Raw genomic sequence first — 23,836 nt, 5'->3', positions numbered from 1 at the left:
ATCGCGCCCGAGCGGGTCTCCCACCGAGGCTGAGTAGCCAGCAGCCCCGAGCGGAGTCCTGAATGACTACATCATCGATTGAACAATTCAAGTCCCACGGAAGCGTGGGCCTGCTCGCCGTGGCGCTCGCGCTGTCGGCGTGCATCGGCAACCTGGGCAGCGAAGACGGCAAATCGCCGCAGGAGGGCACGAACGGCACGAGCGGCAGCTCGAGCAGCGGAGGCTCGGGCTCGGGGTCGGCAGGCCCCGGAGAGCCATTGAAGTGCGACGCGAGCACCATCGATCCTGGGCCTTCGCCGATGCGGCTGCTCTCGAGGGAGCAGTACCTGAACACCGTGCGCGACCTCGCCGGCGACGTGCCCGGCCTGGATGCGGCGCTCGGCCCCGCCATCGAGGCGTCGGCGTTCGGCCTCTTGCAGCCGGACGTGACGCAGGTCGAGCTCGAGCATTTCCAGGCCGCGGCGGACGTCATCGCCGCGGCGATCGCCGGCAATCCGGCGGCGCTCGACAGGATCGCGCCTTGCGAGGCCGGAGCCGATCCGAGCGAGTGCGCGCGCCAGCTGGTCGTGGGCTTCGGCGCCCGCGCCTACCGCGCCCCGATCACGGACGCGGCGGACATCGAGCGACACATGCAGCTCTTCGGCGTCGGCGCGGAGACGAGCTACGAGCACGGGGTCGAGCTCCTGCTCCGCGGCATGCTGCAGTCGCCGCGCTTCCTGTACCGCGTCGAGATCGGCACCTCGGAGAAGGTGAGCGATCGCGCCGTGAAGCTCTCTCCTTACGAGGTGGCCGCTCGCCTCTCCTACATGCTGTGGGGCACGCTGCCGGACGCCAGGCTGAACGAGGCCATCGAGGACGGCAGCCTGACCACGAAGGAGGGTGTCGCGGCGCAGCTCGACTGGATGCTCGAGGACGAGCGCGGCGAGAGGCTGGTCCATCGCTTCCTCGGCAGCTGGACGCACCTGAACGGCCTGAACAGCGTGGTGAAGGACGCGGACGCCTTCCCCGAGTGGCAATCGCGGTCGTTCCGCGAGTCGCTGCGCGGGCAGGCCGACGCCTTCTTCGACCACGTGCTCGACGACGAGGGAGGCAAGCTGAGCGCGCTCCTCACCTCGACGACGGTCTTCTACAACAAGGATCTCGGCGGCTACTACGGCGTCACCGGCGACGAGTCCTTCCAGGCGCTGAAGCGCACGGACGGCGCCACCTCGGGACTCCTGACGCTCCCTGCGCTGCTCGCCATCCAGGCGAAGCCCGCAGAGAGCTCGCCGATCTACCGAGGGAAGTTCGTGCGCGAGGCCCTGCTCTGCCAGCAGCTGCCGGCCCCGCCGGCCAACATCCCCAAGCCGCCCGAGGTCGACCCGAACAGCTCGACCCGAGAGCGGCTGTCCCAGCACGAGGTGGACCCGAGCTGCGTCGGCTGCCACCAGCTGCTCGATCCGATCGGCTTCGGCTTCGAGCACTACGACGCGCTCGGCCGCTACCGCGAGCTCGACGGCGGTGAGCCGGTCGACGCGAGCGGGAAGGTCATCGCCACCCGTGACATGGACGGCGATTTCGAGGGCGTGGCGGAGCTCGGCGAGAGGCTCGCGGGCAGCGCCGAGGTGGAAGAGTGCGTGGCGCGCCAGTGGTTCCGCTTCGCCATCGCCCGCTTCGAACAGGACATGGATGGCTGCTCGATGGAGAGCTTGCTCGAGACCTTCAAGGCCGCCGGCCAGGATCTGAACGCGCTTCCCCGCGCCGTCGTGGAGACGGACGCCTTCCTTTACCGCCGTCCGATCGACGCGCACACGAAGGAGATGCCATGAACCGAAGAGGCCCTATCGACCTCCGCACCCAGATCAGCCGCCGCAAGCTGCTGGGCGGGCTCGGCGCCCTGACCGTCGCGCTCACGAGCCCCGTCTGGCGGAGCGCCACCGTCTTTGGTCAGGACGCGAAGCAGCCGGGCGCCAAGCGCTTCATCGGCATCTTCTCGGCGAACGGCACCGTGCCGTCGGCGTTCTTTCCGGCAGGGGACGCGCACGAGGCGCCGCTCTCGCTCGGCCCGATCCTGGCGCCGCTCGAGGAGCACAAGCAGAGGATGCTTGTGCTCAAGGGCGTGCACATGAACTCGACGGTCGAGGACGAGCTCGGCGTCACGAGCGAGAACAAACCAGGCGGCCCGCACATGAAGGGCCCCGGCGCGATGCTCACGGGCGGCTCGCTGCTCGCCGGCAGCTTCACGGGCGCGGGCGGCCCCGCCGGCTGGGCGGATCGCATCTCCGTCGACCAGCACATTGCCAATCGCATCGGCAAGAGCAGCCAGTTCCCGTCGCTCGAGTTCGGCGTGCGCATCGAGGGGCAGGAGCCGCTCCGCGTGATCTCGTACCGCGGTCCGAACCAGCCGAACACGGCCGTCGACGATCCATTCCAGATGTACTCGCGCATCTTCGCCAACGCGGATCTCTCCGAAACGGAGCTGCAGCGGCTGATCGCCGAGCGCCAGAGCGTGCTGGACTTCCTCAAGGACGATATCGGCCGACTGAAGTCGCGCGTCAGCTCCGAGGACAAGGCGCGGCTCGAGGCGCACCTCGGCGGCATCCGCAACATCGAGCAGCGGCTGCAGAGCGCGGTGGTCTCGTGCACGCCGCTCACGATGCCGGAGAAGTTCGACACGCGAGCGATGGAGAACTATCCGAAGGTCGGCCGGCTGCAGACCGACCTGATGCTGCTCGCGCACATCTGCGGCATGACCCGCGTCTCCACGTTCATGTGGGCCAACGCCGATAGCTGGCAGTACTATCCCTGGATCGGGGTGAACGAGGAGCACCACGAGCTCTCCCACGCCGGCGACAACGATGCGGTCGCGAACGAGAAGCTCGTGAAGATCAACGTCTGGCACAGCGAGCAGGTGAAATACGTGCTGGATCAGCTGGCGCTCGCGAAGGAAGTGGACGGCAGCTCGGTGCTGGACAACACCCTGCTGCTCTGGGGCAACGAGCTCGGCGTCGGCAACACGCACACGTACAAGGATATCCCCTGGGTGCTCGCGGGCGGCGCGGGCGGCTACTTCAAGATGGGCCGCTACATGAAGTACGCCGACCTGCCGCACAACAACCTGCTCGTGTCGGTATGCAACGCCATGGGCCTCGACGACGTGACCACCTTCGGCATTCCCGGCGTGTGCACCGGGCCGCTGCCAGGCCTCCTGGCCTGAGCCCCGTTTTCGCCTCGCCCCCCCGAGCGCCCGCGCGCCCGCGCACGCCGCCGCGGGACGCCGGACGGGTAGCTGCCCAGCGCCAGGATCCGGGTTGCCCCGGACGGCTTCGGCCACTACGCTCCGACACATTTGGCTTGTGAGGAACCGTGGTCCATGCGCCAGCCCAGTCCGCGTTCTCTGACTTCGTCCTGCTCCTTCTCTCCGCAGCGCCCAAGCTCGGGCTGCCGATCGACGCGGTCCTGCGCGACGCAGCGCTCCCGCCGGAGGCGCTCCGCCAGCGCGGGTTGCCGATCTCTCTGAGCGTGGCGCGGCAGATATGGTCCTCCGCCGAGAAGATGAGCGGCAATCCGCTGCTCGGGTTGCACGCCGCGGAGGGGCTCGAGGTCGGCTCGCTCGATCTCCTGGACTACCTGACACGCAGCAGCAGCAGCTTTGGCATAGCGTTGGAACGCGTCATCCGCTTCGCTCCGCTGGTCGCCGATGGGGGCGTCCTGAGCCTCGAGGTGACCGGTCGCCGCGCGCATTTCCGCCACCTCTCGCCGGACGGCGTGCCCGCCGTCGCGGATCTCATCGTCAGCTTGATGGTGCTCCGGACGCGGGCGTTCTCGGGCGAGCACATCCGCCCGCTGGCGGTGCGCTTCCGGCACCGCCGCGAGCGCGTCGCAGGCGAGTACGAGCGCGTCTTCGACGCGCGGGTCGAGTTCGATGCCCCCCACGACGAGCTGGTCTTCGATCGGGATCTCCTGGAGCTGCCCTTCCATTCCGCCGAGCCGCGCCTCGGTGAGATCCTCGAGGACTGCGCGGCGGCGCGGCTTCAGGCGCTCGGCAAGGTCGGCGGGGCGCCTGCGACCGCCGCCGGCGTCCCGTCGAGCTTCGTCGATGACGTCCGACAGGCCCTCCAGCTCTGCATCGCTCAGGGCAATCCGAACATCGATCGCGTCGCCGAGCACCTCGGCGTGAGCTCGCGGACGCTCCAGCGGCTGCTGCGAGAGCAGGGCACGTCCCACCGCGCCCTCTTGATGGAAGCGCGAACCGAGCTGGCGAACCGCTACCTGGCCTCGTCCAACCCGACGAGGCGCGCGCTCGCCGCCGGGCTCGGCTATGCGAGCACGCGCTCGGTGTCCCGCGCGCTGCGCCGCCGGTGAGCCGGAGCTCACCGGCGGTCCGCGCGGTCCATGACGGGTCAGCGGCGCATCGCGCCGAGACCGTCGCGCAGCGTCACGGATACCATTGAATCCGAAGCTGCCTGTTGCTCGTCGTGCTCACCTGATAAACAACGTCGTTCGCGGTGCCCGGGAAGGGGATCGTGGTCGTCGCGGACCAGCTGTTCGACGGGGCGTTCTGGGGCGTCCCGCCGTTGACCGACACGCTGACGCCGTTCAGCGGGACGCCGTCCGTCGGGCTCATCTGCAGCGTCAGGGTCGCCGGCGTCCAGACGGTCGGGAGGCTCGACCGATCGATCTGGAAGCAAGAGGTCCCGTTGACCGACGCGACGATCGCCGTGCTCATCGGCCCGAGGCTCTGGCAGGGGGGCGCGGGGTTCTTGTAGAACCCGAACGTGTGCTGCCGCGTGAACATCGGGACGGTGGCGCTGCCGGCGTAGTCCGCGAACACCGTGATGTCGTGGCTCCCCGCCTCGGCGAACTGGCCGACCTTCAGCGAGTAGACGCCGTCGTTGGCGGTCGTGTCGCCGTGCGCGGCGGCGCCGTCGTCGTGGAACGACAGGGGCGTGGCCGCGCCGCTCGGGCCGGTCATCTCCGCGCTGACCGTGGCGCCCAGGACCGGGCTGCCCAGGTGGCTCACCTCGGCCTCCACGATGAGCGGCGCCGCCCCGACGTTCAGCGTGCTCGGCGTGACCCGGAGCGAGATCGTGTCGGCCAGGGTCGACACCGCGGAATAGAGGTAGATGGGCTGATCCGAGCTGTTGGTCGCGCAGAACTGCCAGAACCCCTCCTCGGACGGCTGCGTCAGGTTCAGGGAGAAGCGCTTGAAGCTCTCGGCCGAGAAGAAGGTCAGGTCGGAGCCCGACGCGGCGTAGTTCAGCTCGGTGATCGTGGGCCCCGACGGGGGTTGCAAGGACACCTCCGGTGCGACCGCTCCGACGAAGATCATCGTGAAATCGACGATCTGCGCCGCCGAGACCAGCGTGTCCGCGCACGACGTCGAGTGCGGCGGGATCTGCGTCAGCACCTGATCGATCATGCCGCCGTCGCGACAGTCGTTCGCCATGCGGTTGAACGCGCCGATCAGCTCGAGCTGGTCAATCGCGGTGTCGCTGTCGGCGCGCAGGTAGAGCCCGGGCGAGAACCCGTAGTTCGCCGCGATGTCGCTCATCATCGCCTCGTCCGCCCCCGCTCCGAGCGCGATCGAGTGGACCTCGTCCACGCGGCTGAAATAGTCCGCATAGAAGTCGCTCGGGGCCGGCGGCGTGTTGTGCTGCCCGTCCGACAGCAGGATCACGCACTCGCGCGCGCTCTTGATCGGGCTCTCGGCGATCAACATGTCGAGCGCCTCCTGGAGGCCAGACCCGATCGAGGTCCCCCCCTCCGCGACGAGCGCGTCGACCGCCGCATCCAGGCCGGACGCCGGCAGCGCCGTCATGGGGTACGTGATCGACGAGGTGTCGGAGTAGCTCGCCACGCCGAGCAGCTCCGTGAACGACTGTGACGCGGGCACGTTGCTCGATACGAGCGTGTTCCAGTAGATCTTGGCCGCCTTCTTCGCGAGCGCGATGCGGTCGCCGGCCATGCTGCCGGACCGGTCGATGATCACCACATGGTTCGTGTCCAGCGGGGCGACCTGGGCCAGCGCCGTGGACAGCCCCGCCACGCCGGCGAGGAGACCGCCGGCGACGCCTGCGAACCTTCTGAATGAGCTTCTCATGTTCTCCAATCCTTCTTGAGTGTCGATCAAAACCAAAGAGTGAGAGCGGGGCGCATCTTCGTATCTGCGCCCCGCTCCATCGCGCCGGCGTTCAGGGCCTCCGGAACACCACCTCGAGCTTGGGGCGCCGCGCGGCGTTCGCGTTGTCGCTCGACATGAACGAGACCTCTCGGTACCGCGTCACCTCGTCCTCGAGCCGCATCAGGAAGCCGTTGTTGCTCGCGGGCGCGCTCAGCATGTCCCGCACGAGCTCGGTGACGTCCACGCCCTCGTAGTCCTGGCCGAGCGACGTGCTCTGCGGCAGGAGCACCTGGTGCAGCGTCGTTGTCGTGGGCTGGTTCGACCAGGTGACGGTGCTCTCTTGCCACGGCGAGGTGACGCGCTGGAGCAGGAAGGCATTGGAGCCGCCGTGCGTCGAGTGCCCCGGGGGCAGGCCGTTCCAGGTGCCCTGACCGTAGATGCGCGCGTCGGGATCGCCGTAGAGCGTGAGGCGCGCCCGCTCGATCGTTGAGCCCGCCGGGATGGGCGACAGATCGAAGCTGAACAGGCTCCGGTTCACGTAATCGACGCCGCTGGCGGTCCACTCCCCTGCGGTCATGTTCGGGGAGCTCCCGTTGTTGGTCCCGACGCCCGCGCTCAGGCTGGTGATGGTCGCGTCGATCCCGGCGCTGCCGGACTGCAGCGTCAGCCGCTCCGCCTCGTTCTCGCACTGGCCGTTGACGGTGAACACGCCGCTCACCGCGTCGCACTGCGCCTGATAGGTCGGCGTGTGGCAGGTCCCGTCGGGCTCTGTGCAGGAGCCGATGGGCTCGGCCCCGCAGGCGTCGATCTCGGCGCAGCTGGTACCGCTCAGGAAGTAGCCGCCGGCTTCGCGGCACGTCGCGCTGGAGCTGACGCCGCCCGTACCGAGGTCGGTGCAGCCGAGGGATCGGCAGCACGCGCCTTTCGTCTCGTGCATGCAGCTCGACGAGCACCCGTCGCCGCCCTGCACGTTGCCGTCGTCGCACTGCTCGGAGGCCTGCCGCACGCCGTCGCCGCAGCAGCGCTCGACGGTCACGCCAGCGTTCTTCACGACGGAGCACTGGATGACGTCGTCCTCGGGGCCATGGCACGTGCCGCTCACGCAGGTCTGCCCGGGCCCGGTCGTGCAATCCGCGTCGTCGTCGCACGCGCACGGGACGGTGTCCTCGGAGTGGTCGTCGAAGCACGCCTCCACCTCGGCGAGCCACATCTCGGCCAGCGGGACGCGGTGCACCAGGTTGAACGCCTCGAGTCCGTTGCTCGTATCGAACAGCAGCTCGGTCAGGTCGAACGTGGGCGTCGGGGTGTTGATGACGGCGCCGCTGAAGGCGCCCACCCGCAGCTGGCTGGAGACGAAGGAGCGCTGCGTGTCCAGGCAGCCCCAGTGCTTGAGCAGGTGGATGTGCGCGTCCTGGCACGGGAAATCGAGGCTGCCGCGCGAGCCGCTCTGCGATCCGACATACGTGCAGGTCCCGGTCACGAACGTCTCGGCGAGCGCGTCCTTGTCCTGCAGCCACTCCATCATGGGCCGACCTTCGATGCAGAGGTTCTCCATCGTGGACACCTGCTCTCCCAGGTCGAAGCCAAAGTTGATGACCTCCTGCACGCCGCCCGTGACATCGTCCGTGGTGGGGGGCAGCGGGTCCTCCGCATAGAGCGGCAGCTCGTCCTTGCACCACGCCAGGAAGTCGGCGGTCTCCGACATGACCGTCGCGTAGCGGGTCACCTCGTCCGGCTGGTAGTTCGTCACCTGGCCGAGCGACGTGCTGTCCCACTGGTACGTCGCCTCGAGCCCGGGCTGGAACTTGGCCTTCTCGACAGAGCCGATATCCCAGGATCGGCGCCAGTCCCAGAGCGTGAACTTCTTCGGCTTCTTGAACAGCTTGACCTCGAGGCCGATGTGAATGCCCGCGTTGAGCGCCGCTATCAGCTCGATCTCGCTCATGCCGTAGGTGGCGATCGCGTGGGCGGGCGCCTCCTGGTTCTTCAGCCCCCAGATCACCTGCTCGGCGTACTGGGCGCCGCCCTGCGGCGCGCACGCGCCGTCGGGCGTGCAGACCTGACCGTAGCCGCAGACGGTGTCCGCCGTGGCAGCGTTGTAGTTGCAGCGGCGGGTGCACGCGCCCTCGACGCACGTGCGGCCCGGCTCGCTCGCGCAGGTCGGGTTCGGGTCCGCGCTGCACAGGCACTCGACGGGGGTGCCGGAGGCGGTGCACAGCTTCTTCACCGGATCGCAGGTCTCGCCGCTCGCGCAGTCGGCGTTCGACGTGCAGCCGCACGCGGACTGGAAGCCCGAGTGGAGCGGGTGGCACCCGGGGCCCCTCCACTCGACGACATCGCTCTTGGTCTCGGTCACGCAACGGTACGCGCCGAAGGTGCCAGGGCACTCGGCCTCCGTGACGTCGTACACGACGGCCCCCGCGACCGATGCGTCGCAGTTGCTCCCGATCTTGCGGACCGTCGACGGCAGCGTGTCGCTCACGTAGATGTCGCCGGAGGGCAGCACGGCGATGCCGCCGGGCAGCTCGAAGACGGCGGTCGTGGCCAGGCCGTCTTGCCACACGGCGCCAGGCGCGCCGGCGACCGTGGCCGTGGCGCCGAGCGCCGGGTCGAAGCGCCGGATGCGACCGGGCCTGTTGCCTTCGCCGATGAACACGCTGCCAGCGCCGTCGATCGCGAGCGCCTGCGGGGAGGTGAGCCGAGCCGCCGTCCCGACGCCGTCCGCGGAGCCCGCGGTGCCGTTGCCTGCCACGGTGGTGACCGCCGAGGTCGCGATCTCGAACCGGCGCAGCGAGTGATTGAACGCGTCGGCGATGTAGAGGTTGCCGCGCCCGTCGGCGACGACGCCGGACGGCTCCGCGAACCGCGCGGTCGTTCCCACGCCGTCGACGTTCCCGGACGAGGAGGCCTGGCCGGCGACCGCGATGTTCGCGCCCGTCGCGAGGTCGATACGGATCAGCGTACGGCTCCCGCTGTCGGTGACGTACAGGTTGCCTCCGTCCACGGCCACGTCACGGGGCGTGCCGAGCACGGTGCGGTCGGCGACCGTCGTGACCTGCCCGCTGCTCAGCGTGAGCTTGCGGATCGTGCGGGCGCCGCGATCCGCGAGGTAGAGGGCGCCGCCATGGAGCGTGATGCCCGAGATGGTATTGAACCGCGCGGCGGTGCCCACGCCGTCGGTGGTGCCCGAGGCGGTCGACCCCGCGATCGTCGTCACCGCGCCGCTCGTCAGGTCGATGCGGCGAACGGCGGTCCGGTCCGCGACGTAGAGCAGCCGAGCGGCCGCGTCGTAGGCCAGGTCGCCGGCCTGGAGGAACCGGGCTTGCCCGTACGTGCCGTTCACGAGGCCGCGCGACCCCGCCAGGCCGAAGGGCGACGACGCCACGGGGAGGCAGCAGACGCCGTGCTTCTGGCAGCCCGAGATGTCGCGGAGATCGTCGCTGCGCACGTCGGTCACGCAGGTGCCGTCGCTGTCGCACTCGTCACAGGTCTTGTTCGCGTTCCACGTGGCGCTGAAGCCTTGCTGGAAGACGCTCTTGAGCTGCTTTGCCGTCTTCTCCTTCATGAAGGTGGAGAACAGCTCGTAGGAGAGCTTGCCTGAATCGCACAGCTCCTCGGTGATCCCCGTCCAGTCGTCGACGCAGGCGCGGCCGCCGGTGACGAAGGTGAGGCAGCAGGAGTTGTTGGTGTCGAGCGGGGAGCAGCCGAGGTTCATCTCGGACTCCTCGACGAGGCGGTTCGAGCAGTACGTCTGATCTTTGTAGTTGAAGACAGGCTTGCACTCGAGGGACTCGTCAGGGTTGCTGTTCACGAGCGCCCGCTCGAGCGATGTGTTGAGGTCGACAACGCCGCCGGAGCCGCTCGGCCTGAGATCCACGGAGAAGCCGATGCTCGCCTCCACGCCGACCTTCAGCCGCTTGCCGAGCGGCACGCCGAGGAAGAGCTTCGCGCCCACCTCCGGCTTCACCGAGACCTCTGTCCCCGCCTCGGCCGTCACGTCCGGCGCCTGGAACGGGTGCATGTTGCGATCGAAATCGACGTTCTCGATCTTGTGGTTCGTGTGTTTGTTGAGCGCCTCCTGCAGGCGCTTGCGCATGAAATAGGCCTCGTCGTACCACTTGACCCCGGCGCCGAGCCGGAAGTACGGGATGAGGAACGCGCCGGGGACCGGAGGGAGGGGGATCTTGGTCAGCTCCTTCTCGATCGGCTTCATCTGCAGATCCAGGTTGAGCGCCGCGGCCATGACGGCGGCGGAGCGCCCCTCCCAGCCCTCGACGGGCTCCGCCGCGTCCCTGGGCCAGGTGGCCGGGCTCGGAGCGCCGCTCGGCGTGTAGTCCGCCGTGTAGGAGAACGGCATGTAGGTCCCGATGAGGAACTCCTGCGGAGCCACCCGGCCGTCGCCGTCGGTGTCGAGCGACTCGGTCTGATCCTCGTCCGCGAGGTAGAAGACCCCTTTCTTCTTGGCGGCGGAGAGGCTGAGGCCCCCGCCGCCCGAGTGGCCGAAGGCCTCGATGCCGAGAGGGGCTTCGCGGTTGAACCACTTGTACCCGTCGAGCTGCATGTCGAACTCCATCCCCGGGAGGATGCTCAGCGTCTTGCCGAACGCCGTCACGGCGAAGCCGCCGGTGCGCATCTGGGCGCGTCGCTCCTCGCTCAGGTTGTGCGACGTGTAGCGGCCGCCGATGCCCCAGCGGCCGTCGCCGCTCTCGACCAGCGTGGCGTACGCGCCGTGTCCGGCCCAGGGGATGCACATGTGCAGGTCGGGCCGCTGCTCGGAGTAGCTGCCGAGGTGGTAGCCCTCGGTGTACAGGTCGATGTAACACTGAATCTTCGCGAGCAGCTCCGTGGCGTTCTCGAGCTCGCCGCCGGCCTGCTCCAGGAAGTCGGCGAAGCGCCCGTCGGAGATCTCGCCCGCGATCTTGTCGAGCCACTTGACCGTGGCGAAGGCCCATTTGAACTTGCCCGCTTCGGTCTGCTGGAAGTCGTTGGCGAGCCAGACGAGCACCCCGGTGCTGCAGTCGTTCGTCGGCGTCGTGACCGGGTCGCAGAAGTCGGAGCACTCCTCGTAGGTCGTCTTGCTCTTCTGGATGACGTCGAGGCACTCAGCGGCCACGCGCTGTGTGCAGATGCACTTTCCCTTGTCCGCGTCCTCGACCGTCTCCGTGTCGGAGGCGTTGATCGCCTCGGAGGTCTTGTTGATGATCGACGAGAGGAGCTGCATCGACTGCAGGACGTGGAAGTTCGTCGTGATGTTCTGCAGGTCGGCGCCCTTCGGGTTGGGGCTCTCCGGCATCTTGCCGAGCTGGTTCGGGTCGCACGCCTTGACCTTGAACTCGACGCCGGAGCCTCCGCCGGCCCCGCTCGCGCTGCTGGCGCTGCTCGACGCGCTGCTGGCGCTGGCGCTGCTCGACGCGCTGCTGGCGCTGGCGCTGCTCGACGCGCTGCTGGCGCTGGCGCTGCTCGACGCGCTCCCGGCGCCCGAGCCGGTCTCGAACTCCTCGAAGACGGCGTCCGGCCGATCGGGCTGCTGAGACCACCTCGGCCAGCTCGGGGCGCCGCTCTGGCAGCCCACGTCGTCCGCGGAGCAGAGCGCTTGCTGCACGCTTCCGATGGGCTCGTTCAGCTCGCTCGGCTCGTCGGCGCCGCCCGCGCAGGCGGAGGTGACGATGCCCAGGCACAGGAGGAGCGGGAGGCGCCCCGCGCGCCTGGGATCCGCGAGGGCGTCTCGTGATTGGATGAGCTGACGTATCAGCATGGACCTGAGAACTGTCATTGAATCAACCCCGACGGCCTGGTCGGCCGAGATGAGCGGACGTGACGCGGTCGGCCGCCGTGCCCGCTCGCGGAGCGGCTCGCGGTCTCCCATCGTTGCGTGAATTAGCTGTCGCTGGACCGGCGGCGAAGGCGACAAAACGCGCCAGGCGCTGACAAAACCCGCCACGCGCCGCGCGGGCCCGGTTCACCGCTTGAAAATGCGGTGGGAGCTACCCCAGTAACCAGGCGTCCTCGGTGCCTAGAACACCCACGACCGAACCCCCGGACCGCGACACCCATGACCTGCCCCGACGATCGCCTGACACGTGCCCTATCGACTCGACCCGGCCCGGCGCCCCGAGCGCGCCGCCGGTGCTGGCCGCGCCCCTTCGCGACCGCCGCCCTGGCCGCCCTCGCGCTCATGGCGCCCGCGTGCGACCCGCGAGCGCCGTCGCTTCCCGGTGAACAGGGCACGACAGACGATCTCGCGCTCTCTGCTTCGCTCGGCCTCTCCGCCGGCGCCGCGACGGCAGACGGCACCGCGGCGGCGCTCCCGGTCCCCTCCCCGGCGGCGCTCGGCGAAGCCCCGGTGAGCGGGTTCGCGGACCTGCACTTCCACATGATGTCGGAGGAGGCGTTCGGGGGTGGATGGCTCCACGGCAAGCACGACGGCGCCGGCGCCCTGGACGATTGCGACGGCGGCAGTCCAGGGAGCGATCACGCGCGCGTTCGACAGGATCTCAGCGCGCTCCTGGACCGGTGCCCCCAGTCGACGATGCTCGATTTCGCCAGCAACGGCGCGCTGTCGGCGCTGCTCGGCCTGGGAGGCGGCGTCCTCGGCTCGGAGGTGATCGGCCAGGCGGAGGGGACGAGCGGCGACACAGGGCTCCACCTCGAGCGAAAGCGCTCCTCCGAGGGGTGGCCGCGCTGGGACACCATCGCTCACCAGCAGGGTCACGTGAGCTGGCTGCGCGCGGCCCACGATCGCGGGCTGAGCCTCATCGTCATGTCGGCGGTGAGCTACGACTGGCTCTGCTCGATCCTGCCGCAGCAGAACAGGCAACGGGCGTGCGACGAGATGGTGGATGTCGATCTCCAGATCCAGATGACCCACGCGCTGGCCGCTCGCAACGCCGGCTGGATGGAGGTCGCGCTCTCACCGGCGCACGCCCGGCAGATCGTCGGCGCGGGCAAGCTGGCGGTGGTGCTGTCCATCGAGGCCAGCCACCTGTTCGGCCGCGACGTCGACGCGGCGAAGATGCGCGCGCAGCTCGCCAGGTACCACGCGCTGGGGGTCCGGACGCTCCAGCCGGTGCACCAGGTCGACAACGCCTTTGGCGGGGCGGCGCTGCACAACCCGATCTTCCAGCTCGCGCAGTACACCGAGAACTGCTCCATCGACACCGACTGCGGCGCCACCCTCGCGGGGATCACGCTGGGCATGGATGTCGACGCGAGCTGCCGCAACGTGCGCGGGCTGACGCCCCTCGGCGAAGCGCTCGTCGGCGAGATGATGGACCGGGGAATGCTGCTCGACGTAGCGCACCTCTCGGAGCGCGGCGTGGATCGGGTGTTCGAGCTGGCGCGGGCGCGCGACTATTATCCGATCTACATCTCCCACGGTCACTTCAGGGAGATCATGGCCCCCACGGTGGCGGAAAAGGAGAAGTCCACGCCCGCGCGGGTGATCCGGATGCTCCGGCAGACGGGCGGCATCTTCGGCCTGCGCACCGCGCACGACGAGACCCGGCAGTACAGCCGCAGCTCCGTCGAGAACAGCTGTCAGGGCTCGTCGCGCTCCTTCGCGCAGGCTTACGAGTACGGGCGGCTCGGCCTGAAGGTCCCCATGGCCTTCGGGGCAGATCTCAACGGCTTCATCCAGCAGACCCGGCCGCGCTTCGGCGAGGACGGCGCGTGCTCGGCGGCGTTCCAGGCGGAGGCCGATTGCCAGGCCTGGGAGCAGCGCGAGCAGGGGCCCGGCCCCCTGGGGACGGAGTTCGACGAGAAGGGCCTGGCCCACGAGGGGATGCTGCCCGACCTCGTGGCCGACCTGGATCGCCTGGGCGTGGACACGACCGGCCTGAGATCCTCGACGGAGTCCTTCCTCCGCATGTGGGAGCGCGCCCAGGGGCCGCGGGCCGGGATGGCCGATCCCGCCGCCGATCTCGACCAGAGCGGCATCGCGCCGTTCGCGACCGCGGAGGAGCGGGAGTCTGCCTATCCGACGAAGTGCGGCGCGGCCTACTGCCCTGGATTTCAGGTGCTGGGCGGGAGCTGCCGGTTCGATGAGGAGTGCGAGAGCGGCCAGTGCACCGCCGTCGCCTGCAACGCCATCCCGGGGCGCTGCGTCTGCAACGACGACGCCGACTGCGGCAGCGGCCTACGCTGCGCGCTCAAGACGCCCGGGGTCGGCGGCGACAACGCCTGCGAGCCGAAGAAGGCCGAACATCAGCTGTGTACGCGCGACAGCGAGTGCGCCTCCGGCCGCTGTGGCGGGCTGATCGCCGGCGCGGGCTTCTGTTACACGCCCGGCTCGAAGCGCATCGGCCAGGGGTGCCGTGTGAACGAGGAGTGCCCCAGCAACCGCTGCGGCGATCTCACCCAGACGTGCCTCTGCCGCTCCGACGCGCACTGCGCGGCGAGCCAGTTCTGCGGGTGGGGTACCAACGAGGGCGCGTGCGTCGACAAGCGCGGCCGGGGAGCGGCGTGCACGAAGGACAACCAGTGCGCATCCGGGAACTGCAGGTTCCTCTTCTGCCGCTGACGCGTCACGCGATACGCCACACGTCGCCCATCTCACATGCCTGGACGCAGATCGATCGCCGGCGCCCGACTGACCGCGACGGGAGCGATGACGCGTGGACCTGCCCGTCGTCGACGAGCGCTCTCACACCTTCTTCAATGCCTCTCCGTCGCTGAGACACCGGTTCCGCGGGACAAAACCGTACGCGGCCCCGGAAGAAACCCGACATTCGCGCCGAGGCTGGAAGTCGCGGACGGATCCCGTCCAGCCGGAGCGAGCGCACGGCACCCGGCCCGGCCCGGACAGCTGGACAACCCTCCTCGCGCACTCCCGTCTTACCATTCATCACAGTTTTGTATTGCCACATTCCGGGTTCGGCCTATATTCCACACCAATCAATTTTCCTACCATCCGCCGCGCATCGGCCTCGGCGTGCAGCGGCGCTTACGCTTCTCAAGCCCAGGACGCTCGTCCACCATCGCTTCGCTGCGTCGGCCAGGGAGCGGAGCGCCGCTCCGCCGATCGGAGAAGCCAGATCACGCCTCGAGGAGCCAGGCAGCGCAGGCACGCTGGACGAGCAGCGCGCGTCGACACCGTTTCATTCGTTCGAGGGGGGGAGACATGGATGTTCGTGACATTTACGGCGCGGGAGGCCAAGACCGGGACCGGGCGGGGCTTCCATGGAAGCTCGGGATCGCGCACGTGGTGAGCAGCTTGAAGGCCGGCGACGCCGAGCAGGTGGTCGTCGATCTGACGGCGCTCCAGCGCGCTGCGGGCCATGACGTGACCGTGATCGCCATCGCCGATGATCCGGACGGTCCGCGGGCAGAGCAGCTGCGGCGGCGCGGCGTCGAGGTGCAGCTCCTGCCGAAGCGCCGCGGCCTCGACGTGAGCATGACCGCCCGGCTCGTCGCGCTCTTCAGGGCGAGAGGGATCTCGCTCGTCCATGCGCACAACCTGCAGCCGCTCATCTATGCCGCGCCCGCAGGCTGGCTGCACCGCGTACCGGTCGTCCACACGAAGCACGGCGTCTCGGACGAGCTGCAGGGCCGGCGATGGCTGCGCAGCGCCGCCGCCGCGTTCGTCGACGCCCACGTCGCGCTATCGCGGCCGGCCGCCGAGGCCCTGGTCAGCCAGGGCCAGGTCAGCGCCGAGAAGCTGCACGTCGTCGCCAGCGGCCTCGACCTGACGCGGTTCGCGCCCGATCCCGTGGCCAGGGCCCGTGTCAGGGCCGAGCTCGGCATCTCGCAGCGGGCCTGGGTGCTCGGGAGCGTGGGGTGCCTCTCTGCCGTGAAGAACCATGCATTGCTCCTGCGCGCGGCCGCGCAGGCGCTGCCGGAGCACGGGCGGCTGCTCCTCGTCGGAGATGGCCCGGAGCGAGCGCGGCTCGTCGCGCTCGCGCGCGAGCTCGGCCTGTCCGACCGCGCGCTCTTCGTCGGCGGGCGGCACGGCGTCCCCCAGATCCTGGCCGCGCTCGACGCGTTCGCCCTCACCTCCGTCGCCGAGGGCCTGCCGCTCGCCGTCCTCGAAGCGATGGCCGCCGGGCTCCCCGTCGTCGCGACCGCGGTGGGCGGCGTGCCCACGGCCCTCACCGATGGGTACACGGGCTTCCTCGTGCCTTCCGGGGACGCCGAGACGCTCGCGGCGAGGCTGACGGAGCTCCGCGACGACCCCGCGCTCGCCGTGCGCATGGGTCGATACGGCCGGAAGGTCACGCTCCAGCGCTACTCCGCTGCCCGCATGGTCGAGCGTTACATGGACCTCTACACGCTGCTGCTCGTACGGCGGCTGCACCGCGGCATGCCCGCCATCCGGCCGAGCGACTTGTTCGCCTATGCGCGGAGCTCGTCCTTCGTGCAGCGCGCGTTCGGCGTCAGCGCGGCCGCCGAGGCGCCGGGCGACGGCTGGGGCGCGCCGCGCAGCGACGCGGCGGCCAGCGCGCGGCCGCGCTCGCCGATCGCGCTCTCGATCTGAGCGGGCGCTGCGGCGCACCTCGAACTCGCCTCGTCCCTGAGCGCTCGGAAGCCGGCAGGCGCGGTCTGCGGGGACACGCCTACGACAGCACAAGGTGTTCGAGGAGAATCTTGAACCCGAGGCCGATGAGAACGACCCCTCCAGCCAGGTCGAGACGCTTGCCGAGCATCGCCCCGAACCGCCGTCCCGCGAAGAGCCCCGCTGCGCTGAGCAGCGCCGTGACGACGCCGATCGTCACGACGGAGATCGCGAACGGGGCGTTCAGCATCGGCAGCGTGATGCCCACGGCGAGGGCGTCGATGCTCGTGGCGATCGCCAACACGGACATCGAGCTCAACGCGAAGGGATCGGCCGTGGTCTCGCCGTCGCCACCGCCGTCGCCGTCGCCACGGGCTTCCCAGAGCATCTTCCCGCCGATGAACGCGAGCAGCACGAACGCGATCCAGTGGTCCCACGCTTGCACGCGCGGACCGATCCGCTCTCCGAGCAGCCAGCCGATGACGGGCATCAGCGCCTGAGCGCCGCCGAAGAACCCCGCAACGAGCAGGACATGGCGCGCTCGAATCGCCGGAACAGACAGCCCTCGTGCCGCCGCGACAGCGGTCGCGTCCATCGCGAGCCCGAGCGCGAGGAGCAAGATCGCGCCGAAATTCATGAGCCCCCCCGCGCGTCACCGGCAGAGAGCGGGTGAACCTCGACCGTGACGTGCTGGAGGCTCGCGATCGGGACCAGCGCGTCACGGTAGGCGGAAGGCGCCAGTGGGCTCGGCACCGCGACCGAAACGATGCACGCGCGCGCGCCGGGACCGATGTCCCACAGGTGGAGATCGACGACGCTCGCTCCTGCGAAGGTGGACTCGATGCGATCGCGGATGCGCCGAGCGAGGGATTCGGAAGGGACGACGTCGAGCAGCTGCCTGGCCGCCTGTCGGCAGAGTCCGTAGCTCCACTTCGCGATGACGAGCCCGCCGACGATGCCCATCGCGGCGTCGAGGAACGTCCAGCCAAAGGTGCGCCCACCGAGGAGGGCGAGGATCGCGAGCACGCTGGTCAGCGCGTCCGCGAGGACGTGGAGGTACGCCGCACGCAAGTTGTGGTCCGGCCCGTGGTGGTCGTGGCCATGAGCGTGCTCGTCGTCGTGATCGCCGTGGCCATGGTCATGGTCGTGGTGATCGTGGTCGGGATGGTCGTCGTGCGCCTCATGATGGTGCTCGTCGGCGTGGAGGAGCTTCACGCTGACGAGGTTGACCGCGAGACCAACGACGGCGACGGGAAGCGCCTCGGAGAAGGCGATCGACTCGGGATGGAGGAAACGGCGCAGCGACTCGACGACCATGAGGAGCGCGATGAGCGCAAGCACGACCGCGCTCGTGTACCCGGCGAGGGCGTGCACCTTGCCCGTCCCGAAGGAGAACGCGCTCGACCCGGACTGCTTGCGCGCGAACCAGTACGCGAAGGCCGACATGCCGAGCGCGCCCGCATGCGTGGCCATGTGCCAGCCGTCGGCCGTGAGCGCGAGCGAGTTCGTCGCATAGCCGGCCACGAGCTCCGCCACCATCATGGCGAAGGTCAGCGCGACGACCCACCGGGTCCTGGCTTCGTGCGAAGGCGCGGCGGCGCCGTGGTCGTGGGCGTGTCGAAGCTGGGCGAGCCGATCGGATCCCATGGAGTCGCTCATCGTCGCTTCCTTCACTTCACATAGGCGCGGATGATCTGAACCAGCTCCTCCGCGGCCTCCCGCTGAGGTGCCGTTGCACGCTCCCCGTCGATGACGTGCGTACGGATGTGACCTTCGATGAGCTCGCCCACGAGGCCGTTCAGAGCGCCACGCGCCGAGGTCACCGTCTGCAGGACCTCCGAGCAACCCGCTTCGCCCTCGAGGGCCCGCTCGACCGCTTCGAGCTGCCCACGGATCCGCCGGACGCGAGCGATGAGCTTCTTCTTGTTCTCGACCGTGTGCACGCACATAGTATAGGGGGGTATACTATATGGGTCAAGCGCCGCGCGCTGGCTCCTCTGGGAGCCCGGCGACGGTCGGTGCAGGTCCGCCGTCTCGCCGAGGGTTGCTGGGGCCGAGCTCCCTGTGGTCCGGCAGGTGGGCGGCAGGGGGTCGATCAGGTCCACGAGATGGGTGCGCGCCGGCTTGAGGTACTCGACGGTGGCCCGCAGCTGTCGGCAAGGATGCGCGCCACCTCGACGTTGAAGGCGTGGCGGGCGTAGCGGTCGGACGGTCCGAGCAACCCGTCGATGCCGGGCTCCGACTCGCCGAGGATGAGCGCGTCTGCGTTTGAACGGCTGATCGCTTCAGCGGCGCCTGTCGAAGCAAGGACTCGCGGATGGTCGTGACGAAACCGAAATGGCCGGCCCCACCATCGCGTATGCGGGTGCGCTCTCTGCACCTCGCTAGCGCCCAGTTTTCCACAACTGGATTTTTCTCGACTTATCAACCAATATGCCAGCCGCGGTAGGTCCAAGGGAATAGCTGGTAGGTCCGACTGTGCCAGAGCACGGAGGGATCGCTCTTCTCAATCCAATTCTGTCTATACGCGAAGAAGTCACGTGCAGGAGCGCGTGCGCCCCGCGCCCGCGAACATGAACCGACATCTAGAATCGCCGCGATTCCGCGGGCTTCTGCGCACCGGCCTCGCCAAACATAGGGTGGACATCCGAACCGCGTAATCACCTACGCGTCAGTCCCCGTCCGGAACGGCTTGTGCTTCACCAGTCACGTGACGCTTACGGAATCTTTCCAATTTCTCTTGGAAAGCCGGGTTACACATGGAACAATCCCCCACGCTCCTCGGATCACGCGCTATCCGGTGATCCAAGATGATCGCAGAAGGGGGGACATCTGCGTGATTCGTCCACCTCGGCTTCTCTGCCTTCTCTGTGCCTGTGGCTCTTCGTCGTCGCGCCCACGCCGGTACATGCACGCGAGTTCAGCGCTGGCGTGAGTGTGGGCGGGATCCAGGTCGGGACCGAGTCCAGGCTCGCGGTGAGCCCGTTCGCCAAGATGCTCTGGCGAAAGAAGAGCGAGTTCCGCCTCGAAGTTCATAACATGTTCAGCATCGTCCCTGGCTCGCGCGTAGGGCTCTACGACCGAACGGCGGTCACGCTTGGGTACGACACGAAGACAGGCAACGTCAGCCTCGGGCCATCCCTGTCGATTTACTCGATGCCGGTGTGCGGCGTCGAGTTCTGTGACCGCGTGACGGGCGTCGCTCCAGGAGGTCGCGCCCAGTCCGACTGGTACTTTGCCGGACGTCTGGGCGTGTCGGTGAGCGTCAATGTAGACTGGGCCGGTGGGAGCAGCCGCGTCCTTCCTGGCAGCGTGGTTACGATGGTCACCGCCGGACCTGTGTGGAGATTTGGGGGAGAGAGAGAATGAACAGGCCTTTCGCTATTCTATGTTTCGGTCTGGCGGGGTGCAACTTCGACGCTGGAGACTGCTACCTCCGGAGCGAGGGCGAGAGCGGCGCCGGCGGTATCATCATCACCGCGACAGGAGCCGGCGGCTTCGGGTTCGGCGCGACAGGGGTCGGTGGCATCGGGCCCGTGCCGCTGGAGCCGCAAGACATGGATCCGCCTCCTCCCGTCTGCAACATCGCGGCCCAGACGCCATGTGAGGAGAAATGCGAGGCGGACTCCGAGTCTGACAATATTCAGTGTGGAAAAATGGAGGACGAAGCGCAGCGGACAGCGTGTCGGGATAGCGCATACGTGAAGTATAAGAGCTGCCGAGAAGGTTGCGAGCAGACAATCAATCGCAGCTGCGATGAGAATATCAGGATTGCATGGACCGCGCTCCGTGGCAGTCTTGTGCAAGCCCAAAATCTGGAGACGCAGGCGAGACGAAGTGTCGAACCTGCTATAGACGATGCAAGTCCGGAGATCCACCATCGCCGGACTGCAAAAAGTGTCTATTCTGAGATTTCAATGACTATTCACATCACTACAAATGAGGACATTCGGAAAGCGATCCGGCGCGGGCTTCGCCTTCCTGTGCGTTTCGTGCGCGATAACGTGCTGGAGGGGCCGTGCGCGTCCGATCCCGAAGACCATTGTGAGCGGCGGTGCGATTATTGGAACCTTCGAGGGCGGGAAGGGACACAGCTCCGTTCGACGTTTGACGATCTTATCAGCGCAGTGAAATCGCGTCAACGAATCGTCGTATGGACGTCCGGGTTGTGGAGCGATAGGCTGATGCTGTGGGCGCTCTGCGCGTGGAGGCTCCGCAATCGGCCCGAGCACCCGGATCTCGACATCGTCGTCCTTGGAGATGCGCCGGAGGATGGGTTTGGCCGTGGATTCGTCCACGTGAAGCCGGCTGACGCGCGCCGCGGTCTGGACGACGCGCGCGCGCAATCTCTGACGCGCGTCCGGCACATGGCGCGCTCCTGGCGAAAGCTATCCGGTCGGTCTCCTGTGCTGGCCACCGAGGGTGGGCGCGCAGCTCGAGTGCGGAAGGATCTCGTAGAGCTGGGCACCCACCAAGCGGCATTCTTTCCTCGGTTGGACGGTAGCGCGCTCACCCTATCTTGGGTTGACGAGCTCTTGTTCGCGTGTCTCGACAAAGACTGGATGACGCCCGTCGACGTATTTGTGCACCATTCATCGGCTGGCGAAGAGCTGCGTAATGGTTGGGGGGCGCGCATCGGCGATTGCTTTCTCGCCATGCGGCTGCGCCAGTGGGCCGAGCACCGTGGGGCCGAGGCCGCGCTGGAGAGCGTTCCCTACAGGGCGGACAGAGCACCTATGCTAGAGGCTCGCTACAGGTTGACGGCTGTCGGCGATGAAATAAAGCGACGCGGTCTCGCTGAAATCGCTCAAGGGCCACCGCTGCCGATGTGGGGCGTCACGGCGTACGACCCAGGGGCTCCTTGGGTCGTGGTGGATGACGGCGCAGGGCAAAAGCGCCTCCAGCGCCTCGGAGAGCCCGCCGCGCAGGACGCGGGATGACGCGTCGAGGCGCGCGCCTTCCTGAGCCACCTCCTCGATGCCACGGACCGCGCCGGTCAGGCGCGTGATCCAGGTCCTTCATCTCGGGCGTCGTGATGGACTGATCCGGCGGCGCGAGGCTCAACCCCCGGGCGCGGGCTCGCAGCAATAGACCTTGGCGTCCTCGCCTCCCACTGGGATACTGGGGCTCTGCCGCTCCCCGCCGACTGGCACGCACGTGGCGCGCTCCTCCTTCACCACGGCCACGCTCAGGCTCTTCATCCCCGCCTCGCCGGGTGTGTCCACGCATTCCCGCGCCTCCCCCGTCAGCGGCATCGGCGCCCTCAGCGGCCTCGTGTTGATGTGCCGCGTGCAGTCCATGTCCTCGTACAGCGACACCGTCATGTCGCACTCTCGGGGCTTCACCTCGTCGCAGCGGCAGATGCCGCAGCCATCGATGTTCTGATAGAGCTCGAGTCGCTCGGGGAACTCCGGTGGGCACGACGCCGACAAGTCGTTGAACAGCTCGCGGAGCCGCACGCAGGCGCGAAAGCCCTCGGGCTTGGGGTGGACACATCCCTTTTCCGGATCATCGCAACCGTGACCGTAGGCTTGCCCATCACAGATGACCGCAAACGTCCCCCACATCGCATCCACGTCCTCCGGGGCGCGGTATGCGCCGCAAGGCGTGTGCTCAAGTCGGCGATCGACGGAGTATACGTCGACCACGCGCCGTGCCGCCTCGGCGAACGCCGTTGGAGGCGCGAAGCAGCCACCGTCCCAGGCGGCCGGCATGTCCGCATAGCGAGAGCGTGTCCCTTCGCAGGCAGGGGCCTCGGTGTCCCGCTTCCATTCCACGTTGATCTTTGCGGGAGGTAGGCACGGGCGGGCCTCGCACAGGCACCGCGGGCAGCGGTCCGTCTCCTTCAGATCGCCGTAGATACCTTCGATCGCCAAGGAAGCGCTCAAGCCGACCGACTCGCAGCTGGGCGCTTCGCTCGCCTTCCCCAGCCACGCGTGAACGGGCTGCGCCAGGTCACCCCTGAAATTTCTGGGGTAGTGAACACACTCGTGGAGACAGCTATGATAGTACGGGTCGAGAGGGGGCATCTCGTACTCATAGGAGCACGACGCCCCGAGCAGCGTCACGCTCGCGCCGAGCGCCAGCAGCGCGACCGCCTTCAACCCCACCCGCGCCGAGACCGTCGTCGTCGCCCGCATCACGTTCCCTCCGGGAGACAGCACAGCGTCCTTCTTCCTTCCACCTGCCGCTCGCCGGTGAGCTCCCCGCCGCTCGGCGCACAGCTCCCCGGCGCGTTGACCCGCCACGCCGCGCTCATGCTCCCCAGCGTCGAGCCGGGCTCGGCGTCGTGACAGACGCCGTTCTCACGGACCATGGCAGAGGCGACCATCTCGCCGCACGCGGCGTCCTCGAATGTCGACACGATCGCCTCACACTCGCTCGGAGCGGTCTCGTGACACGAGCACTTCTTACACTTGCGCTCGTCCTTTGCCACCATCCAGAACGTGAACTTCTCCGAGTGCCTGGGGCCCTCGATGTCCTCGCCGTTGGGGCACTCGATGTAGTCCGCTTCGATCTCCGACAGGATGCAGTGGCGCCAGCCTGCGGGGAGCCTCTCCTCGGCGACGCAGCGATGGCCCTTTTCCGGGCAACGCTCCGCGTCGGCGTCCTCGCACACGACGGCGACCTCCATGCTCCCCGGCAGCGCGCCGTCGCGCGGCACCGGGGCCTCCACGACCTCGCAGGCGCGCTCCGTCACCGGCGCGATCGCGAAGGAGCCGAACGCGGCGGCGGGCACCGTGCCGGGCGCGACACACGCCCCGTCCCAGCCGGCCGGCGGCTCGAACGGGGTCACCGTCTCGCCAGGGCCCTCGTCGCACATGTAGCCCGAGGTGACCGAGAGGCCGGCCGGCAAGGCGCACGCAGGCTGCGTGCACGCGCAAGGGTCGCATCCTGGATGAGGCGCCGGCTCCGCACGGAGGAGCGCGAACGAGAAGGGCCCCGCGGCGTCGTCGGGCTCCTCGCCCCGCAGCACCGCGCCGCACCGCGGCGCCAGGTCCGCATGCCCCATCCACACGAGGAACGGCTGCTCCTTGAAGCTGCCGAACGTGGCATCGACGCAGATCCCGTCGCAGGCCCCGTTGTTGGTGCCGTCCTCGGTGATGAAGTCGCACGCCAGGAGCTCGGCGCAGTCGTAGCCGTCGACCGCCCCGCAGCCGCTCGCCGTCGCGACCGCCGCGCCGCTCAGGCCGATCACCGCCGCCAGGATCCGCCCCGTACCCCACCGCGCCATCGCCGCTCCT

At 68.6% G+C, this 23,836-nt stretch carries 14 protein-coding genes; 7 read left to right on the top strand and 7 right to left on the bottom strand.

From position 1 onward, the window contains the following. Nucleotides 1–62: 62 nt before the first annotated feature. The 3 genes from WMF46_RS02920 to WMF46_RS02910 all read left to right on the top strand — a co-directional run bounded on the left by WMF46_RS02920 (nt 63) and on the right by WMF46_RS02910 (nt 4,344). Nucleotides 63–1,808 carry a DUF1592 domain-containing protein gene (locus WMF46_RS02920; protein WP_437984193.1) on the top strand — a complete coding sequence of 582 codons (1,746 nt, stop codon included), beginning with the start codon at nt 63–65 and terminating at the stop codon, nt 1,806–1,808. Next, complete coding sequence (locus WMF46_RS02915; RefSeq protein WP_437984192.1) at nt 1,805–3,196, top strand: DUF1552 domain-containing protein; 1,392 nt, start codon at nt 1,805–1,807, stop codon at nt 3,194–3,196. The genes WMF46_RS02920 and WMF46_RS02915 overlap by 4 nt, the downstream gene beginning before the upstream one ends. A 149-nt stretch (nt 3,197–3,345) precedes the next feature. After that, entirely contained in the window at nt 3,346–4,344 is a 999-nt protein-coding gene (locus WMF46_RS02910; RefSeq protein ID WP_437984191.1) for an AraC family transcriptional regulator ligand-binding domain-containing protein, read from the top strand. 73 nt (nt 4,345–4,417) lie between these two features. Here the strand turns inward: WMF46_RS02910 and WMF46_RS02905 are convergent, their stop codons facing one another. Both WMF46_RS02905 and WMF46_RS02900 read right to left on the bottom strand, forming a co-directional pair. Further along, nucleotides 4,418–6,082 carry a VWA domain-containing protein gene (locus WMF46_RS02905; RefSeq protein WP_437984190.1) on the bottom strand — a complete coding sequence of 555 codons (1,665 nt, stop codon included), beginning with the start codon at nt 6,080–6,082 and terminating at the stop codon, nt 4,418–4,420. 91 nt (nt 6,083–6,173) lie between these two features. After that, complete coding sequence (locus WMF46_RS02900; protein ID WP_437984189.1) at nt 6,174–11,858, bottom strand: DNRLRE domain-containing protein; 5,685 nt, start codon at nt 11,856–11,858, stop codon at nt 6,174–6,176. A gap of 420 nt (nt 11,859–12,278) precedes the next feature. Between WMF46_RS02900 and WMF46_RS02895 the strand changes: the two genes are divergently transcribed. Continuing rightward, complete coding sequence (locus WMF46_RS02895; protein ID WP_437984188.1) at nt 12,279–14,621, top strand: membrane dipeptidase; 2,343 nt, start codon at nt 12,279–12,281, stop codon at nt 14,619–14,621. A 600-nt stretch (nt 14,622–15,221) separates the two neighbouring features. Then, on the top strand, nt 15,222–16,574 hold the full coding sequence (locus tag WMF46_RS02890) for a glycosyltransferase (protein WP_437984187.1): 1,353 nt from the start codon (nt 15,222–15,224) through the stop codon (nt 16,572–16,574). Between the two features lie 79 nt (nt 16,575–16,653). Here the strand turns inward: WMF46_RS02890 and WMF46_RS02885 are convergent, their stop codons facing one another. The 3 genes from WMF46_RS02885 to WMF46_RS02875 are packed head-to-tail and all read right to left on the bottom strand — an operon-like array spanning nt 16,654 to nt 18,541. After that, nucleotides 16,654–17,229 carry a manganese efflux pump MntP gene (locus WMF46_RS02885; RefSeq protein WP_437984186.1) on the bottom strand — a complete coding sequence of 192 codons (576 nt, stop codon included), beginning with the start codon at nt 17,227–17,229 and terminating at the stop codon, nt 16,654–16,656. Beyond that, nucleotides 17,226–18,251 (bottom strand): CDF family Co(II)/Ni(II) efflux transporter DmeF, encoded by a 1,026-nt coding sequence (gene dmeF, locus WMF46_RS02880; protein ID WP_437984185.1) that lies wholly within the window; start codon nt 18,249–18,251, stop codon nt 17,226–17,228. Before dmeF ends, WMF46_RS02885 begins: the two co-directional genes overlap by 4 nt. Nucleotides 18,252–18,262: 11 nt before the next feature. Further along, entirely contained in the window at nt 18,263–18,541 is a 279-nt protein-coding gene (locus WMF46_RS02875) for a metal/formaldehyde-sensitive transcriptional repressor (protein ID WP_437987843.1), read from the bottom strand. A gap of 988 nt (nt 18,542–19,529) precedes the next feature. Here WMF46_RS02875 and WMF46_RS02870 point away from each other — a divergent pair. Then, complete coding sequence (locus WMF46_RS02870; RefSeq protein WP_437984184.1) at nt 19,530–19,961, top strand: hypothetical protein; 432 nt, start codon at nt 19,530–19,532, stop codon at nt 19,959–19,961. Further along, the gene (locus WMF46_RS02865; protein WP_437984183.1) at nt 19,958–21,532 is read left to right on the top strand and encodes a hypothetical protein; all 1,575 of its coding nucleotides are present in this window, start codon (nt 19,958–19,960) and stop codon (nt 21,530–21,532) included. The genes WMF46_RS02870 and WMF46_RS02865 overlap by 4 nt, the downstream gene beginning before the upstream one ends. Before the next feature lie 120 nt (nt 21,533–21,652). Here WMF46_RS02865 and WMF46_RS02860 read toward each other — a convergent pair whose 3' ends face one another. Both WMF46_RS02860 and WMF46_RS02855 read right to left on the bottom strand, forming a co-directional pair. Beyond that, nucleotides 21,653–22,756, bottom strand: coding sequence for a hypothetical protein (locus WMF46_RS02860; RefSeq protein WP_437984182.1), 1,104 nt, complete (start codon nt 22,754–22,756; stop codon nt 21,653–21,655). Continuing rightward, on the bottom strand, nt 22,732–23,826 hold the full coding sequence (locus tag WMF46_RS02855; protein WP_437984181.1) for a hypothetical protein: 1,095 nt from the start codon (nt 23,824–23,826) through the stop codon (nt 22,732–22,734). Before WMF46_RS02855 ends, WMF46_RS02860 begins: the two co-directional genes overlap by 25 nt. Nucleotides 23,827–23,836: the final 10 nt, after the last annotated feature.

The organism is Sorangium sp. So ce117 (assembly GCF_051524395.1).
Classification (GTDB): domain Bacteria; phylum Myxococcota_A; class Polyangia; order Polyangiales; family Polyangiaceae; genus Sorangium; species Sorangium cellulosum_B.
The sequence above is the reverse complement of the archived record's forward strand: the minus strand, read 5'-3'. Positions and strand labels throughout refer to the sequence as shown.